The sequence below is a fragment of the Variimorphobacter saccharofermentans genome (assembly GCF_014174405.1).
In the GTDB taxonomy this organism is placed as follows: domain Bacteria; phylum Bacillota; class Clostridia; order Lachnospirales; family Lachnospiraceae; genus Mobilitalea; species Mobilitalea saccharofermentans.
Genome location: NZ_JACEGA010000001.1, coordinates 3,585,243 through 3,602,860, shown reverse-complemented (window position 1 = coordinate 3,602,860; position 17,618 = coordinate 3,585,243). Strand labels below are relative to the sequence as shown.

12 protein-coding genes and 1 other annotated feature are annotated in these 17,618 nt (G+C 38.8%); of the genes, 9 read left to right on the top strand and 3 right to left on the bottom strand.

The annotated features are described in order from the left end of the window. Window positions 1–98: 98 nt before the first annotated feature. The 9 genes from rplA to H0486_RS15655 all read left to right on the top strand — a co-directional run bounded on the left by rplA (window position 99) and on the right by H0486_RS15655 (window position 15,673). Window positions 99–791 (top strand): 50S ribosomal protein L1, encoded by a 693-nt coding sequence (rplA, locus tag H0486_RS15695; protein ID WP_228353894.1) that lies wholly within the window; start codon window positions 99–101, stop codon window positions 789–791. Between the two features lie 66 nt (window positions 792–857). After that, window positions 858–996: a sequence feature (ribosomal protein L10 leader region), on the top strand. A gap of 50 nt (window positions 997–1,046) precedes the next feature. Next, entirely contained in the window at window positions 1,047–1,532 is a 486-nt protein-coding gene (gene rplJ, locus H0486_RS15690) for a 50S ribosomal protein L10 (RefSeq protein ID WP_228353893.1), read from the top strand. 213 nt (window positions 1,533–1,745) lie between these two features. Beyond that, window positions 1,746–2,114 carry a 50S ribosomal protein L7/L12 gene (gene rplL / locus H0486_RS15685; protein WP_228353892.1) on the top strand — a complete coding sequence of 123 codons (369 nt, stop codon included), beginning with the start codon at window positions 1,746–1,748 and terminating at the stop codon, window positions 2,112–2,114. Window positions 2,115–2,500: 386 nt separating this feature from the next. After that, window positions 2,501–3,049, top strand: coding sequence for a zf-HC2 domain-containing protein (locus H0486_RS15680; protein WP_228353891.1), 549 nt, complete (start codon window positions 2,501–2,503; stop codon window positions 3,047–3,049). 26 nt (window positions 3,050–3,075) lie between these two features. Then, window positions 3,076–3,915, top strand: a complete 840-nt coding sequence (locus H0486_RS15675) for a YfjL-like protein (protein ID WP_228353890.1) — start codon at window positions 3,076–3,078, stop codon at window positions 3,913–3,915. A 175-nt stretch (window positions 3,916–4,090) separates the two neighbouring features. Beyond that, complete coding sequence (locus tag H0486_RS15670; protein ID WP_228352075.1) at window positions 4,091–5,449, top strand: transposase family protein; 1,359 nt, start codon at window positions 4,091–4,093, stop codon at window positions 5,447–5,449. A 356-nt stretch (window positions 5,450–5,805) separates the two neighbouring features. Then, the gene (rpoB, locus tag H0486_RS15665) at window positions 5,806–9,684 is read left to right on the top strand and encodes a DNA-directed RNA polymerase subunit beta (protein ID WP_228353889.1); all 3,879 of its coding nucleotides are present in this window, start codon (window positions 5,806–5,808) and stop codon (window positions 9,682–9,684) included. A 106-nt stretch (window positions 9,685–9,790) separates the two neighbouring features. Next, window positions 9,791–13,651, top strand: coding sequence for a DNA-directed RNA polymerase subunit beta' (rpoC, locus tag H0486_RS15660; RefSeq protein WP_323163555.1), 3,861 nt, complete (start codon window positions 9,791–9,793; stop codon window positions 13,649–13,651). 309 nt (window positions 13,652–13,960) lie between these two features. Continuing rightward, the gene (locus tag H0486_RS15655; protein ID WP_228353887.1) at window positions 13,961–15,673 is read left to right on the top strand and encodes a phospho-sugar mutase; all 1,713 of its coding nucleotides are present in this window, start codon (window positions 13,961–13,963) and stop codon (window positions 15,671–15,673) included. A gap of 286 nt (window positions 15,674–15,959) precedes the next feature. On the opposite strand, the gene H0486_RS15650 is transcribed toward H0486_RS15655, so the two are convergent. From H0486_RS15650 to H0486_RS15640, 3 genes are read right to left on the bottom strand one after another with little or no spacing between them, the layout of a single operon-like run. After that, window positions 15,960–16,586 (bottom strand): nitroreductase family protein, encoded by a 627-nt coding sequence (locus tag H0486_RS15650; RefSeq protein ID WP_228353886.1) that lies wholly within the window; start codon window positions 16,584–16,586, stop codon window positions 15,960–15,962. 25 nt (window positions 16,587–16,611) lie between these two features. Next, window positions 16,612–17,046 carry a pyridoxamine 5'-phosphate oxidase family protein gene (locus H0486_RS15645; protein WP_228353885.1) on the bottom strand — a complete coding sequence of 145 codons (435 nt, stop codon included), beginning with the start codon at window positions 17,044–17,046 and terminating at the stop codon, window positions 16,612–16,614. Then, entirely contained in the window at window positions 17,039–17,482 is a 444-nt protein-coding gene (locus H0486_RS15640; protein ID WP_228353884.1) for a MarR family transcriptional regulator, read from the bottom strand. Before H0486_RS15640 ends, H0486_RS15645 begins: the two co-directional genes overlap by 8 nt. Between the last annotated feature and the right edge of the window lie 136 nt (window positions 17,483–17,618).

The following is a 17,618-nucleotide window of genomic DNA, read 5'->3' as shown; positions in this document are numbered from 1 at the left end:
AATCTGGGATTTTCCAACGGACTCTGCATATCGTATGTTGTAGAGGCAGACGAAGAGGATCCGTTTTCTTCCGATATAACCACTAGGAGGTTTATAGAATGAAAAGAGGAAAGAAATATGCTGAAACTGCAAAATTAATTGACAGAGCAGTACAATATGATGTTGCAGAAGCAATCAGCTTAGTAAAGAAATCAGCAGTAGCAAAATTCGACGAGACTATCGAAGCACACATCAGATTGGGTGTTGACGGACGTCACGCTGACCAACAGGTTCGTGGTGCAGTTGTATTACCTCATGGAACAGGTAAGACAGTTCGCGTACTCGTATTCGCTAAGGGAGATAAAGCAGCAGAAGCTCAGGCAGCTGGCGCTGATTATGTAGGAGCAGAAGACTTAATCCCGAAGATTCAGAATGAAAACTGGTTTGAATTTGATGTTGTTGTAGCTACACCTGATATGATGGGTGTTGTAGGACGTTTAGGTCGTGTACTTGGTCCTAAGGGCTTAATGCCAAACCCGAAAGCAGGTACAGTTACCATGGACGTTACAAAAGCGGTAAACGATATCAAAGCAGGTAAGATTGAATACAGATTGGATAAGACTAATATTATCCATGTACCGGTAGGTAAAGCTTCCTTCACCGAGGAAATGTTAACAGATAACTTCCAGACATTAATCGGTGCTGTAATCAAAGCAAAACCCTCCGCTGCAAAAGGTCAGTATTTAAAGAGTGTAACTCTTGCTTCTACCATGGGACCTGGTGTTAAGTTAAATACTGCAAAATTAGGTTAATAAAATAAGGATTGACAGGGACCGAAGGTTCATGATATAATCCGTTTTGTTGTGAATGAATAACTCACGATATAAAAATAACTGCCGAAGACAGTAGGTGCCGTAAGGCATAAGGTATGACCGCCTACCGAGGAATGTTGGTTAATCATACTATGATTATATAACCTCTTTCTGCTTTGGCAGGAAGAGGTTTTTTAATGTAATTAGAAACAGATTAAGGTTTTTAATTATAAATGCTATAAGGAGGTGTACGTAATGGCAAAAATCGAACTGAAGCAACCTGTTGTTGAAGAGATCAAAGGTTATGTAAGCAATGCAAAGGCTGCCGTATTAGTTGACTACCGCGGCTTAACTGTTGCTGAAGATACAGAGCTTCGTAAGAAATTAAGAGAAGCAGGCGTTGTATATAAGGTATATAAGAACACAATGCTGAACTTCGCTTTCAAAGGAACTGATTTTGAGCAATTAGCAAAAGATCTGGAAGGCCCTACAGCTGTAGCATTTGGGCTTGATGATGCAACTGCTCCTGCAAGAATAATCAATGACTGCATTAAGACAATGCCGAAGTTAGAGTTTAAGTCAGGTGTTGTTGAAGGAACCTATTATGATCAGAAGGGAATTCAGGTTATTGCTACCATTCCTTCAAGAGATGTTCTTATTTCCAAGTTACTTGGAAGCTTGCAATCACCGATTACAAACTTTGCAAGAGTACTCAAACAGATTGCCGAAAAAACTGCATAGTTCTAAGTGTTATACAATCTGTTTACAAATCGCAGAAAAGACTGCATAGTTTGGAGGCTGTATACGATTTGTATCAGATTGCAGAAAAAACTGCATAGTTGGACACGAATCCAGTTTGGTTGATAATCGAAGATATTGATATTTATTAAAAACATTATGAATGGGACGAACCCAGTCATCAAATCTATTAAATTTATATGGAGGTAAATAATAATGACAACTCAAGAGTTTATCGAGGCAATTAAGGGCCTTACAGTATTAGAATTAAATGATTTAGTAAAAGCATGTGAAGAAGAATTTGGTGTATCCGCAGCAGCAGGTGTTGTAGTAGCAGCAGGTCCTGCAGCAGGCGGTGCAGCTGAAGAAGAGAAGAGCGAGTTCAACGTTGAGTTAACAGATGCTGGTGCAAACAAGGTTAAGGTTATCAAGGTTGTTCGTGAAGTAACTGGTTTAGGCTTAAAGGAAGCAAAGGATCTTGTTGATGGAGCTCCTAAGGTAATTAAGGAAGGCGCAAGCAAGGCTGAAGCAGAAGAACTTAAGACTAAGTTAGAGGCAGAAGGCGCTAAGGTTACTTTAAAGTAATTATATAGTGAAACTCTTATATGAGACGATGACAAGGAACAGAATAGTCTGTTCCTTGTTTTTTGTTGTATAGATGTTTCTCTGAAATTCCTAAACCACAACGCACACGTTGTGGTTTACCAGCGAAACTCTTTCTTATACAATAAAAATGATACCCAGATGGATGCGAATAATTCTAAAAAAGATTACATGTATGTTTTTACAATCTTTGATATAATGTTTAAATACATTGTAGCAAAAAGCAGGTTTTTGTGACTTATAATATGTAAGGGGGATATTGTACATCAAATTGAAATATATATGCAGTATAAAAAAGATGTTTATCTTTATTTTGACTTTCGAGTGAAACAAAGTATGAAAAATGAATTGAAGAAGGAAGGGCATTTATGATAGAAAAGACCATGGAGATATCATGTGATGTTTGTCAGGACTTAATTCCTCTTGTCCAAGATCAGATTGCCAGTGAAGATAGCTGTAGACTCGTAAATAATCACATAGAAGAATGTGAAAGCTGTCGTGCAGTCTATAGTGATACTGGAAAATCAGAGATCAACCAGATTATTGATCAGAAATCCACAAGAATCATTAAGCGAAGAATATTTCTATTTGAGCTGTTTATTTTAATTCTAGGTGCTTTTTTGGGTGTATACCTGTCTAATACCTCGAATATATTTTATAATATTTTCATTATGCCATTTATTGGGATGTTTGGCTATTTTGTACTGGGTAAAAGGTGGTATTATGTCCCTATTAGTATTTTTTTGATGTCTTATATCTGGTCATTCATAACGAATCTCTTGAATAGTAAGGAATTTGTAGTAGATATGTTTATGTACCCTGTCGTTTTCTCTCTGATATACACTATTTTAACTATGATTGGGTTTGTAACCGGAATATTATTAAAATATGCGTTTCAAAAAGATAAGAAATACTAGGACGGACGGAAGGAGAGGAAGGGAAAATGAAGAAAAATTTGGTACTTAGAATAATTGCAGCCATTGCTGCATTTGCAATAATCGCTTTCCTGTTTTCACTATTTAATTCATTTATGGGCAATCCAATATCTTCTGCCAATGCTACATCAAAGATCAAAAAATATGTTAAGGAAAACTATCCAGATCAGGATTTTGAGATTAGTTCGGCAAAATATAACTTTAAGGATGCAAGCTACTTCTCTATTGTACAATCTAAAACCAGCCAGGATACTCATTTCACAGTAAATTATAGCAGAGGGAGAATATTTGATGAATATGAATTTTATGTGGAAAATCGATATACGACCTATGATCGATTGCAAAAAGAATTCAGTACAGTAGTTGAGGATATTATTAATAAAGAGTTTCCATATAAAACCTCAATCTTATATGCGGATTTGGGAAAGGGAGAGGAGGAGATGAAAAGCCTGACCCTTGATATGGAATTAGATATTCACAACCCTCCTGTTACTACTGGTCTGACAATTTATATCTTAAATGAGGATACCAGCTATGAATTCTTGTGTGCAAGGCTGCTGGAGCTGGATCAGATTATGGAACAGCATGATATTCCAATAGATATATATAATGTAGTGGTAGAACAGCCTATACCTGGTGAAGAAAAATCGGATCCCAAGGGATCGGATAACCATTTGTATGATTTTCCTGCTGAGTTAATAGATGCTGATAATCTGATAGAAGTGATTCGGGAGCATCAGAAGAAATGGGAAGAGGAAGGATACAAAGAAAAAGAAGCTGAGATGGAACAATCTAAAATCTTATATGGTGAGGATGAAGAACAAAATATAGAAGGAGCATCCAATTAAGAATCGAGTAGGAGGCTAATTAACGAATGGTTAGCCTCCTACTCGATTCTATATAAATTAAATCAGCTCTGAAAGGTAAATATTTTTCGCACTAATTATATTAAGAAATTTAAGGCTTTTGGCTGCTAGATATGATAAAATAGTAAAAACTTTTTCACAAAGGAGAATTTTTATCATGTCTAGAGCTTCTAGAAGAGAAATTAAAAAAGCATTTCAGAAAGATATCGTTGAATTTTTAAAAGTTCAGAAGCATTTTCTGCCAGATTTAATCAAAGAGTTAAGTGCGGTAAGGGATCCAAGACATACATCTTATACCGATTATGACATTGAAGAGATTTTATATACCGTTATCATGAAAAATGTATGTACCATATCTTCTATGCAGGATATGACTGATAAGTTTAATACCGAGGAATGTGCGCATAATCTTTGTCTGATCCTTGGAAAAGAGGAAAAAGAATATCTTCCTCATTATGTGACTATCAATGAATGTCTGGAGAAGCTTGATCCAGAAGAACTACAGAAATTCAGAAAGCACATAATTAAAAAGTTACTTAGAAAGAGGAGTTTTGAGCACGCAAGATTTCTGGGTGAATATTGGATGGTAATAGTCGATGCAACACAGTTGTTCTGTTTTAATGAAAAAATAGATGAACACTGTTTAAGAAAAACTATTAATAAAGGAACCAAAGATGAAAAAACCTACTATTATCATAATGTATTAGAAGCTAAGATTGTATTAGGAGACAACCTGATTATCAGCATTGCTACAGAGTTTATTGAAAATGAAAATGAAGATGTTGAAAAACAGGATTGTGAAAGAAAAGCCTTTAAAAGACTGGCAAAAAGGCTGAAGAAAGACTACCCAAGATTACCGATTTGCATACTTGGTGACAGTCTGTATGCTTGTGAACCGGTATTTCAAATCTGTAAAGATAATAGATGGGGATATCTTCTCCGATTTAAAGATGGAAGCATCCCTTCTCTTGCAAAAGAGTATCAAACCATCGTTGGAATGGGTGAAAATGAAGAAAAGATTATAAAAGAAGAGAAAACACATAAAAGGAAAGCTCGCGAGAGTGTTAAGCATGAGATGAAATGGGTATCAGAGCTTTACTATGAGGGTCATAATCTCACAGTAATGGAACTAAAGATAGAGAAAGATGGTGAACCGGAAGGAAGCTTTCAATGGATCACCGGGTTGCCAATCAGAGGAAAGACAGCCTGGGAGTTTGCACAGACCGGAAGGAAACGCTGGAAGATTGAAAATGAGGGATTTAACATCCAGAAAAACCATCGTTATGATATAGAGCATGCAAACAGCCTTAATTATAATGCTATGAAGAACCATTATTTGCTGACACAGATAGCAGATGTACTGTTACAGCTTTATGAAAATGGAATAAAAGGATTAAGAGAAATAAAAAGAACAATAAAAAATATATCTTCCGATTTGCTAGCAAGCTTTGGTCGGCAACTAACAAGAGAAGATATATCCTATACAGAGAAACGCACATCACTAAGCATTTCTTGATAGGAACAGTATACCAAAGGAAGTGATATCTGAAAAGAGTAAATTTAAAAGAAAATAAATCCACAGATATATGAGATTAGAAAATAAGTCTAAGTATACGATGTGGATAACTTACCTGAGAGTTCATAAAACAGAGGATAGATATCCACAATTACTGTTTTAGGTGAATTTAGACATACTTAAAGAAGTTTACCTTTCAGAGCTGAAATTAAATGTTGACAGTTGAAAATAAGTGTGATAATATGAAAGATGCACTATTGTGGTGTTATATGCCTAATTAGTTATATTATAGCATATATAGTTCGAATTGAAAAGAAGTTTTTTATACTTATTAATTTCAAGGGGTGAAAACGTCAATGGACAAGAACAGAATGCATCCAATTAAGGTTGGTAATAATGTTAGAATGAGTTACTCAAGACAGAAAGAAGTCCTGGAGATGCCAAATCTCATTGAAGTACAGAAGGATTCCTATCAGTGGTTTTTAGACGAGGGACTCAAGGAAGTATTTGATGATATTTCTCCAATTGCAGACTACAGCGGACACCTAAGTTTGGAATTCGTAGATTTTGATTTGTGTGAAGAAGACATCAAATATACGATTGAGGAATGTAAGGAAAGGGATGCAACATATGCAGCTCCTTTGAAGGTGAAAGTAAGACTCCATAATAAAGAGAATAACGAGATTAATGAGCACGATATTTTCATGGGAGATTTGCCTTTAATGACAGAGACAGGTACCTTTGTAATCAACGGTGCAGAAAGAGTTATTGTAAGCCAATTAGTTCGTTCCCCTGGAATTTATTATTCTATAGATCATGATAAAATCGGTAAGAAATTATTTTCATCTACTGTAATCCCCAATCGAGGAGCATGGTTAGAATATGAAACAGATTCTAATGATGTTTTCTATGTTCGTGTTGATCGTAATAGAAAGGTTCCGATTACTACATTTATCCGTGCGTTGGGCATTGGTACAAACGAAGAGATTAAGCAGTTATTTGGTGAGGAGCCTAAGATTCTTGCGAGCTTAGCAAAGGATCCCAGTACAGCAAAGGACCCTACGGGCAGTTACCAGGAAGGACTACTGGAGCTTTATAAAAAGCTTCGTCCAGGTGAGCCTTTGGCTGTAGAGAATGCAGAATCCCTATTAAACAGCATGTTTTTTGATGCAAGAAGATATGATCTTGCTAAGGTAGGACGTTATAAATTCAATAAAAAGCTTGCTTTCCGTAATCGTATTGTTGGCTTTGTGCTTAGTGAGGATGTTGTTGATAAATCCACCGGCGAAATTATCGCTGAAGCAGGAACCCAGGTTACTGATGCAATCGCAAGACATATCCAAAACGCTGCAGTGCCTTCAGTTATGGTACAAGCGGATGAACGTAATGTAAAGGTAATTTCCAGCATGATGGTAGACCTCTCCTATTACGTTAATTTTGATGTTACAGAGCTTGGAATAACCGAAATGGTTTATTATCCGGTATTAAAGAATATTCTTGCAGAGAATACGACAGAAGAGGCTCTTAAGGAAGCTATTAAAAAGAATATCAATGAATTGATTCCTAAGCATATTACAAAGGAAGATATTATTGCTTCCATTAATTATAATATTCATCTGGAATATGGTATTGGTAATTCCGATGATATTGATCACCTGGGTAACAGACGTATCAGAGCGGTTGGTGAGTTGCTCCAGAATCAATATCGTATTGGTTTATCCAGAATGGAACGTGTAGTCAGAGAAAGAATGACCACACAGGATATAGAGGGAATTAGTCCTCAGTCATTAATAAATATTAAACCGGTTACTGCAGCTGTGAAGGAGTTCTTCGGCAGCTCCCAGTTGTCCCAGTTCATGGATCAGCACAACCCATTAGGCGAGTTGACTCATAAAAGACGTCTCTCTGCTTTGGGACCTGGTGGTTTATCCCGTGATAGAGCCGGATTTGAGGTACGTGACGTTCATTATTCCCACTACGGAAGAATGTGTCCGATTGAGACCCCTGAAGGTCCTAACATCGGTTTAATTAACTCTCTTGCAACCTATGCAAGAATTAACGAATATGGATTTATTGAAGCCCCTTACAGAAAGGTGGATAAGTCAGATCCTATGAATCCGAGAGTTACAGATGAAGTTGTTTATCTGACTGCGGATGAAGAAGATAAATATGTGGTTGCACAGGCTAACGAAGAACTGGATGAGAACGGTTACTTCAAAGGAACCAGTATTTCCGGCCGTTACAAAGAAGAAACCTCTCAGTATGAGAAGCATAAGATTGATTTAATGGACGTTTCTCCGAAGATGGTATTCTCGGTAGCGACAGCCCTTATTCCGTTCCTTGAAAATGACGATGCGAACCGTGCCCTGATGGGTGCTAACATGCAGCGTCAGGCAGTGCCTCTACTATTAACCGAAGCTCCAGTTGTAGGAACAGGTATCGAAGCAAAAGCAGCAATTGACTCCGGTGTATGTGTAGTAGCAAAGAAATCAGGTGTTGTTGAACGCGTCTCCGCAAAGGAAGTTGTTATTAAGAATGATGATAATACGAAGAGCTCTTATCGCATGATTAAGTTTGCTAAGAGTAACCAAGGTACCTGTATCAATCAAAGACCGATTGTTAACAGAGGTGACAGAGTAGAAGCAGGACAGGTAATTGCGGATGGTCCTTCTACTGCTAAGGGAGAGCTTGCATTAGGTAAGAACCCGTTAATCGGCTTTATGACCTGGGAAGGTTACAACTATGAGGATGCGGTATTATTAAGTGAGCGCTTGGTACAGGAAGATGTATATACTTCCGTTCATATAGAAGAATATGAAGCAGAAGCAAGAGATACCAAGCTGGGACCGGAAGAGATCACAAGAGACGTTCCAGGTGTTGGTGATGATGCATTAAAAGATCTTGATGAACGAGGCATTATTCGAATTGGTGCAGAGGTTCGTGCCGGAGATATTCTGGTAGGTAAGGTTACACCAAAGGGTGAAACGGAGCTGACTGCGGAAGAAAGACTTCTTAGAGCCATCTTTGGTGAGAAGGCAAGAGAGGTTCGTGATACCTCACTCCGCGTTCCTCATGGTGAGTATGGTATTATTGTAGATGCGAAGGTATTTACCAGGGAGAACGGCGATGAACTATCTCCTGGAGTAAATCAGACGGTACGTGTTTACATCGCTCAGAAGAGAAAAATCCAAGTAGGTGACAAGATGGCTGGACGCCATGGTAATAAGGGTGTTGTATCACGAGTATTACCAGTAGAGGATATGCCATTTTTACCGAACGGAAGACCGCTTGATATTGTTCTTAATCCATTAGGCGTTCCTTCCCGTATGAATATCGGACAGGTACTTGAAATTCATCTGTCTTTAGCAGCAAAGGTATTAGGTGTGGATATTTCAACACCGGTATTTGATGGTGCGAATGAATACGATATCATGGATACATTGGAAATCGCCAATGATTATGCGAATACTTCATGGGAAGAATTTGAAGCGAAATATAAAGATATTCTGGATTCGGAATTCATGGATTACTTAAAGAACCATCCGGAGAACAGAGAAGATTGGAAGGGTGTTCCTATTAACCGTGATGGTAAGGTACGGCTTCGTGATGGTAGAACAGGCGAGTATTTTGACGGAGCGGTTACAGTAGGGTTCATGCATTATTTGAAACTTCACCACTTAGTTGATGATAAAATCCATGCTCGTTCCACTGGACCTTACTCCTTAGTAACACAACAACCATTAGGTGGTAAGGCACAATTCGGTGGACAGAGATTTGGTGAGATGGAGGTTTGGGCACTGGAAGCATACGGTGCAGCATATATCCTTCAAGAAATCCTGACAGTGAAATCTGACGATGTCACCGGTCGTGTTAAGACCTATGAAGCTATAATTAAGGGTGAGAATATCTCAGAACCTGGTATTCCGGAATCCTTTAAGGTACTCCTCAAAGAGCTTCAATCCCTTGCACTTGATGTTACAGTTCTTGATGAGAATGGTAATGAAGTGAAGATGACAGAAAGTATTGATTATGGTGACTCAGACCTTACGCCATTAATTGAAGGTGATAACAACTTCAGATATGACGAAGGCTACGAGGAAGCCGGATTCTCACAAGGCAATGTTGAAGATATTGATACCGATATTTTTGACATTTATGAAGAAGAATCGGATGATATACTGGATGATGGAATTTACGGAGCAGATGACGACGAGGAACCATTAGAAGATATGTGACCTTGATAAGGTACCATAGTAATATCAGGTAGCAAACGGTGCAAGGCTTGCGGGCAGACACTTTAACTGAAAGGTTACAGTAATTTAACGAAGGGAGAGCCAAAGGATGTCTGAGACTATGAGTAATATGCAAGAGATAACCTATGACGCAATTAAAATCGGTTTAGCTTCACCAGAGAAAATCAGAGAGTGGTCTAAGGGAGAAGTTAGAAAACCGGAAACAATAAATTACAGAACATTAAAACCGGAGAAGGATGGATTGTTCTGTGAAAGAATCTTTGGACCCAGTAAGGACTGGGAGTGCCATTGTGGCAAATATAAAAAGATTCGTTATAAGGGTGTTGTTTGTGATAGATGTGGTGTAGAGGTAACCAAAGCCAGTGTTCGTCGTGAACGAATGGGACATATTGAGTTAGCTGCACCTGTGTCTCATATTTGGTATTTTAAAGGTATCCCAAGCCGTATGGGACTTATTCTGGACTTGTCACCCAGAACTCTTGAGAAGGTTTTATACTTTGCTTCCTATATCGTATTGGATAAAGGAACAACTGATTTACAATATAAACAGGTTTTAAACGAAAAAGAAAAACAGGAAGCGATTGAGAAATATGGTTATAACAGCTTCCGTCTCGGTATGGGTGCTGAAGCGATTCAGGAGCTTTTACAGGCCATTGATCTGGAGAAGGAATCCAGGGAATTAAAACGTGGATTAAAGGATTCTACTGGTCAGAAGCGTGCAAGAATTATTAAACGTCTGGAAGTTGTAGAAGCATTCCGTGAGTCCGGTAATAAGCCGGAGTGGATGATCCTGTCCGTAATTCCTGTAATACCACCGGACTTACGTCCTATGGTACAGTTGGATGGTGGACGTTTCGCAACCTCTGATATGAATGACTTATATCGTAGAATCATTAATCGTAATAACCGTCTGAAGAGACTTCTTGAATTAGGTGCACCGGACATTATCGTGCGCAACGAGAAGAGAATGCTTCAGGAAGCGGTGGATGCTTTAATTGATAACGGTAGAAGAGGTAGACCGGTAACAGGTCCTGGTAACCGTGCACTCAAATCCCTTTCCGATATGTTAAAGGGTAAGCAGGGACGTTTCCGCCAGAACTTACTTGGTAAACGTGTTGACTATTCTGGACGTTCCGTTATTGTAGTAGGACCAGAACTCAAGCTGTATCAGTGTGGTCTGCCGAAGGAAATGGCTATTGAATTGTTCAAACCATTTGTAATGAAGGAGCTGGTAGCAAGAGGTACCGCTCATAATATAAAGTCAGCTAAGAAAATGGTAGAAAGACTTCAGCCCGAGGTATGGGACGTTCTGGAGGAGGTTATTAAGGAACATCCGGTAATGCTTAACCGTGCCCCAACGTTGCATAGACTTGGTATTCAGGCTTTTGAGCCGGTACTTGTGGAAGGTAAGGCAATTAAGCTTCATCCATTGGTATGTACCGCATATAATGCAGACTTCGACGGTGATCAGATGGCTGTGCATTTACCTCTGTCCGTAGAAGCGCAGGCAGAATGCCGTTTCTTATTACTGTCTCCGAATAACCTGTTAAAGCCTTCCGATGGTGCACCGGTAACCGTACCTTCACAGGATATGGTTTTGGGTATTTACTACCTTACAATCGAACGAGAGAGTGACAAGGGAATTACCCATTTTTATAAGAATTTAAATGAAGCAATACTTGCCTATGAAAACGGAGCAATTACGCTTCATGAAATGATTCGTGTAAGAAGAACTGGTATTAATAAGGATGGAGTGGAGGAATCAAGAGCAATTGATTCTACGCTTGGACGTTTTATTTTTAATGAAATCATTCCTCAGGACTTAGGCTTTGTTGATCGTAGTCTGGATGAGAATTTCTTAAAGCTTGAGATTAACTTCCTTGTTGGTAAGAAACAGTTAAAGCCAATTCTTGAGAAATGCATCAATATTCACGGCGCAACAAAGACAGCAGAGATATTGGATGCAGTTAAAGCACTAGGTTATAAATATTCTACACGTGCTGCTATGACAGTTTCTATTTCCGATATGGAAGTACCGGAAGCGAAGAAACAGATAATTGAGGATGCAGAGGCAACCATTGAGAATATAGCAAAAGAATACAGACGTGGTAGGATGACAGAGGATGAAAGATACAACACCGTTATCGAGACCTGGAAGGAAGCGGATAAGATCCTGACAGAAACACTGTTAAATGGTTTGGATAAGTTCAACAATATTAAGATGATGTCAGACTCCGGTGCCCGTGGTTCTGATAAGCAGATTAAGCAGTTAGCCGGAATGCGTGGTTTGATGGCGGATACCTCAGGCAGAACCATTGAGTTACCGATTAAGTCCAACCTTCGTGAAGGACTTGACGTATTGGAATACTTCATCTCGGCACATGGTGCCAGAAAGGGTCTGTCCGATACCGCGTTACGTACTGCGGACTCCGGATACCTGACTCGTCGTCTGGTTGACGTATCCCAGGATCTCATTATCCGTGAGGTTGATTGTTGTGAAGGACAAGAAATTCCGGGTATGTGGATTAAGGCATTTACTGATGGAAAAGAAGTAATTGAAAGCCTTGAGGAAAGAATTACCGGAAGATATTCCTGTGAATCAATATACGATGCAAATGGTGAGTTGATTGTAAAAGCAAATCATATGATTACACCAAAGCGTGCAGCTAAGATTATGGCTACTGGTGTTGATAAAGTTAAAATCCGTACGATCTTAACCTGTAAATCACACATCGGAGTATGTGCGAAATGTTATGGCGCTAACATGGCAACAGGTGAAGCTGTTCAGGTAGGTGAAGCAGTAGGTATTATTGCTGCTCAGTCCATTGGTGAGCCCGGTACACAGCTTACCATGCGTACCTTCCATACTGGTGGTGTGGCTGGAGACGATATTACACAGGGTCTTCCTCGTGTCGAAGAGCTCTTCGAAGCAAGAAAGCCAAAGGGCCTTGCAATTATAGCAGAGTTCGGTGGCACAGTAACTATAAAGGATACGAAGAAGAAGCGTGAAGTAATCGTTACAAATAATGAGACCATGGAATCCAAAGCATATTTAATTCCTTACGGTTCCAGAATAAAAGTATCGGATGGAGATGTTCTTGAAGCGGGTGATGAACTTACAGAAGGTAGTGTTAATCCACATGATATCTTAAAGATTAAAGGTATCCGTGCAGTACAGGATTATATGATCCAAGAGGTTCAAAGAGTATATCGTCTGCAAGGTGTTGAAATTAACGATAAGCACATTGAGGTAATCGTACGTCAGATGTTAAAGAAGGTACGTATTGAATCTAACGGAGATACGAACTTCTTGCCTGGTACATTAGTAGATATCTTAGAATACGAGGATGAGAACAAGAGAATGATTGAACAGGGCTTAGAACCTGCAGATGGTAAACAGGTAATGCTGGGTATCACAAAAGCATCCTTAGCAACGAACTCATTCTTGTCAGCAGCATCCTTCCAGGAAACAACTAAGGTCCTCACAGAAGCGGCTATCAAAGGAAAAGTCGATCCATTAATCGGCTTAAAGGAAAATGTCATTATCGGTAAATTAATACCTGCTGGTACTGGTATGAAGAGGTATCGTTCTGTGAAGCTTGATACGGATATTCAGGATGAGTATATGTTCTCTGAAGATATTGATGGAGATGGCTACTCAGATGAGTTTGAAAGCTTTGAGTATTCTGAGGACGGCTACAATGATGGATACTTTAATGAGAATTATGAGCATGATGGTTACGATGCGGAAGATGGAATAGCTGATTTCGTTTACGATGAAGATAAGTATGCGAATGATGAAGATGGTCTTCAGAGAGAAGATAGTATTCCAGGTATGGATGATGCTTATGTTAACTATGGTGAGAATTCTCATAATGACGGTGATTGGACCGAGACAGAATTTAATTTGAAGGGTATCTCAGAAGATGACTACAGCGATGGTCTATAAAGGCTGGGATTCATTGCACAATCTGAAATCTTAAATGAGCGCGAAGCAGCTTATAAGATATAGTTAGAACAATAATTTTGCCGCATAAGAACGACGATGTAATGAAAGTCATCTTGTGCGGCATTATTATGAGGTAAGTGTTTAACTTATAAATCGACAGGATATCTTTGGTTATATTCAGACAATGTATGGATCGTAAAAAAAGATTGATTTTCCATTACAAGCATTGTATTATGTTACTTGACGTTTGGAGTATAAAGTGAAATGATTATTATTCACAGAATAGTTTGAAAGGATGAGGTAAAGGGTATGGATTATAAGGAGAGATATAACGAATGGTTGACAAACCCATACTTTGATGAGGCAACCAGAGCAGAATTAACTGCACTGCAGGGAAATGATAATGAAATCAAGGAAAGATTTTATCAAGATCTAGAGTTTGGTACCGGTGGACTTCGTGGTATCTTAGGAGCCGGTGTAAACCGAATGAATATATACACAGTAAGACGTGCAACGCAAGGCCTGGCAAATACCATTAAAAAACATGGTGGGGAGAAGATGGGTGTAGCGATTGCATATGATTCCAGAAGAATGTCACCGGAATTTGCTTTAGATACCGCTCTTTGTCTTGCTGCTAATGGTATTCACGCATATTTATTCGAATCGCTCAGACCTACGCCGGAATTATCATTTTCTGTTCGTACCTTAGGCTGCATGGCAGGTGTCGTTGTTACAGCAAGTCACAATCCTCCGGAATATAATGGTTATAAGGTATACTGGGAGGATGGTGCACAGATTACCGCTCCTAAGGATGCTGAAATAATCAAGGAGGTTAACTCCATTACTGATTTTTCAACAGCCAAAACAATGAAGAAGGAAGATGCGATTGCTCAGGGCCTTTTAACGATAATCGGTTCTGAAATCGATGACGAGTATATGGCCGAGCTTAAGAAGCTCGTTGTAAATCCAATCAGTGAAGAAGGAAAGAAGCTAAAAATCGTATACACACCATTACATGGAACAGGAAATCTTCCTGTTAGAAGAATTCTTAAGGAAATTGGTTTTGATCAGGTATATGTGGTACCGGAACAGGAATTACCGGATTCAGAATTCTCAACAGTGGGATATCCAAATCCTGAAGATCCCAAGGTATTCACTATTGCGCAGAAGCTGGCTAAGGAGGTAGGGGCAGATTTGATACTTGCTACCGATCCGGATGCAGACCGTCTTGGAATCATGGTAAAGGATGAAAAGGGTGATTATGTTCTCTTCAATGGTAATATGACCGGTGCTTTAATTGCGGAGTATGAATTCTCACAAAAAGCAGAGAAGGGTATACTTCCAAAGAATGCAGCATTGATTAAGACCATCGTTACAGGAAATATATCGGATCTAATTGCAGAGAATTATAATGCACGATTGATTGAAGTATTAACCGGTTTTAAATATATCGGTGAACAAATTAAGCTATTTGAACAGACAGGATCGAATGAGTATGTATTTGGCTATGAAGAAAGCTATGGATGCCTGGTTGGAACCCACGCAAGAGATAAAGATGCAGTTGTTGCGGTTATGGCATTATGTGAAGCAGCAGCTTATTATAAATCCAAGGGTATTACTCTTCATGAGCAGATGAGCAATATATATAAGAAGTATGGTTACTTTAAAGAGGATCTGGTATCTGTAACCCTTAAGGGAATTGAGGGAATGGAGAAAATTAAAGAGATTATGGCAAATTACCGCAAGAACCCTCCTAAGAAGGTCGGAGATTATATGGTAATGAAGCTAAGAGATTATCAGGCAGATACCATAACTGATATGGAAAACGGAACAGTAACGCCAACCGGACTTCCAAAATCCGATGTTCTTTATTTTGACCTGAATGACAATGCATGGTGTGCTGTAAGACCATCCGGTACCGAACCAAAGATTAAGTTCTATTTCGGTGTAAAGGGTGAGACTATGGCGGATGCAGAAGCCAGATTAAATAAACTAATGAATGATGAAGTATTTAAAGTTTGATAAGTGCTTCAATGGGGGCGGTTGCATAATATATCAACAGGGACTATGACTTACCTCACACACAGACGGAAGGACAGATTACTGATTTTGTATGCCTCATGCGAATATATATTCTTATGCGAATCTAAATATTCGCAGTGAATCTAAATAATCGCATGATTCATACAAAATACAGCAATCTGTTCTTCCGACAGTGTATTATGGTAAGTCATAGTCCCTGAAATTATATATTATGCAACCGCCTGTTTTACATGGGTATATAGGTTTGTGATGAGTTGATGAAGTATCACCAACGGTTGATGTGAAGCTTTTCCTTGATATCAAATTCATGTTGCTTATAGAGAGATGCATTCTCTACCGGATAACCTATTGATAAATAACAGGGCATGAAGTAATTGTCGGGATGACCTAGGACCTCCTTTAAATACTTAATCTCTTTATCGAAGGGGATTCTAAGAGCAACACCCAAGCCCTCAGCAGTAGCCGCAAGCAGGATATGATCAATACAGCACCAGATTGAAGCAAATGCATTTAAGTCACTAAGGGTTTTCGGTTTTAACAATGGTGTATCCTGCCGGAATAAAGGAAGAACCAATGCGCTTGAGTAATAAAGCATTTGATATTGCTTCGGAACGGCATCCATATACATTGCTCTTTGGCTGGTGTCTGACATTTGACAACGTTCCAGAAAGTCTTCAACTTGCTTTTTTGATATTTTCTTTGGTATTTTACTAATAATTTTAGCCTTCTCTACCGGATCCGTAATAACAATAAACTCCCAGTTACGCATGTGATCATTGGTAGGTGCCTTTAATCCGGCATTTAAGATTCTGTGAAGTACATCCGTTGGAACCTCCTTATCCTGAAAGTCCCGGATGGTATGTCTTTGATTGATCGCTGTATAAAGATCCAATTTAATATCTCCCCTTTCAATTTGCTTATATGCGGTTATATTCATCGATAGTAAAGGTATGGTTTTTCAGGCCATGATAATAATTGCCTGTTTCTGCTTGGAATTTAAGGACACAATAATCTTCATCGTCTATTCCTTTTGGGTAATACATCTCGGCTCCATCAAACCATAACATTTCCCTATGCTTTCGATCCCTGCATACCTCCATTGTTCCAATTAGCATAAGCCCCATGAACTTTTCGTTGTCGCTGAAATAAATACATGCCTTCGGATTGTCATGAAATTGCTTTACACGTTTCGAGGAAGTATTAGTGGAAAAATAGTGAGTTTGAATTCCGTCATGTAATACAGTTAACATGGCTTTCGTATTTGGAAAACCATTTGCGTCTACCGAGGATACGTATGTAATTTTCGATTCCTCAATAAGTGATTTGATTTCAGATTTTAGTTCTTCATTCATGTTTATCTTCCTCCTCTAAATTCTTTAATATTCGTTGTAGATATTGCTCAAACATTGTTATTTCCGGTTCCTCAAAATCTTTATAAAATAGCTGGTTCATTTCTTCTGAAACTTGGTTATACTGCTCGTTCAGGGCCTTTGCCTTATCTGTTAGTAGAATTCTAATTTGCCGCCTATCTGCAGTGTCAAAGGATCTTATAAGGATTCCTTTGTTCTCCATACGATCCAGCATACTGGTCAGTGTTGTTTTAGCTAAAGAGGTACGCCGTGATAATTCTACGATGGGAAGGTTGTCCTCCTGCCACAGAACGAATAGTATTCTGCCCTGTGCACCATTAAATTCATCGATCCCATATTGCCGTAATAAACTGCCAAAGATCCGGTCCTGCAACTGTTTTATCTTAGATATTAAAAACCCGCCATTTGTTTTTGACAAATATACACACTCCTTTCATATAGGATAATACTATATAGTACTAATATAGTCAAGAATATTGTGGTATATTATGGAAGATGGATATTATATTATGACAATCGATGGAACTTATATTTATGATAGAGGAGAAAAGGAA

Coding starts and splice junctions, on each gene's coding strand:
- rplJ (WP_228353893.1), top strand. CDS start 1,047: ATGGCAAAAATCGAACTGAAGCAACCTGTTGTTGAAGAGATCAAAGGT.
- rplL (WP_228353892.1), top strand. CDS start 1,746: ATGACAACTCAAGAGTTTATCGAGGCAATTAAGGGCCTTACAGTATTA.
- H0486_RS15680 (WP_228353891.1), top strand. CDS start 2,501: ATGATAGAAAAGACCATGGAGATATCATGTGATGTTTGTCAGGACTTA.
- rpoB (WP_228353889.1), top strand. CDS start 5,806: ATGGACAAGAACAGAATGCATCCAATTAAGGTTGGTAATAATGTTAGA.
- H0486_RS15675 (WP_228353890.1), top strand. CDS start 3,076: ATGAAGAAAAATTTGGTACTTAGAATAATTGCAGCCATTGCTGCATTT.
- rpoC (WP_323163555.1), top strand. CDS start 9,791: ATGTCTGAGACTATGAGTAATATGCAAGAGATAACCTATGACGCAATT.
- H0486_RS15670 (WP_228352075.1), top strand. CDS start 4,091: ATGTCTAGAGCTTCTAGAAGAGAAATTAAAAAAGCATTTCAGAAAGAT.
- H0486_RS15655 (WP_228353887.1), top strand. CDS start 13,961: ATGGATTATAAGGAGAGATATAACGAATGGTTGACAAACCCATACTTT.
- H0486_RS15645 (WP_228353885.1), bottom strand. CDS start 17,046: ATGAATGAAGAACTAAAATCTGAAATCAAATCACTTATTGAGGAATCG.
- rplA (WP_228353894.1), top strand. CDS start 99: ATGAAAAGAGGAAAGAAATATGCTGAAACTGCAAAATTAATTGACAGA.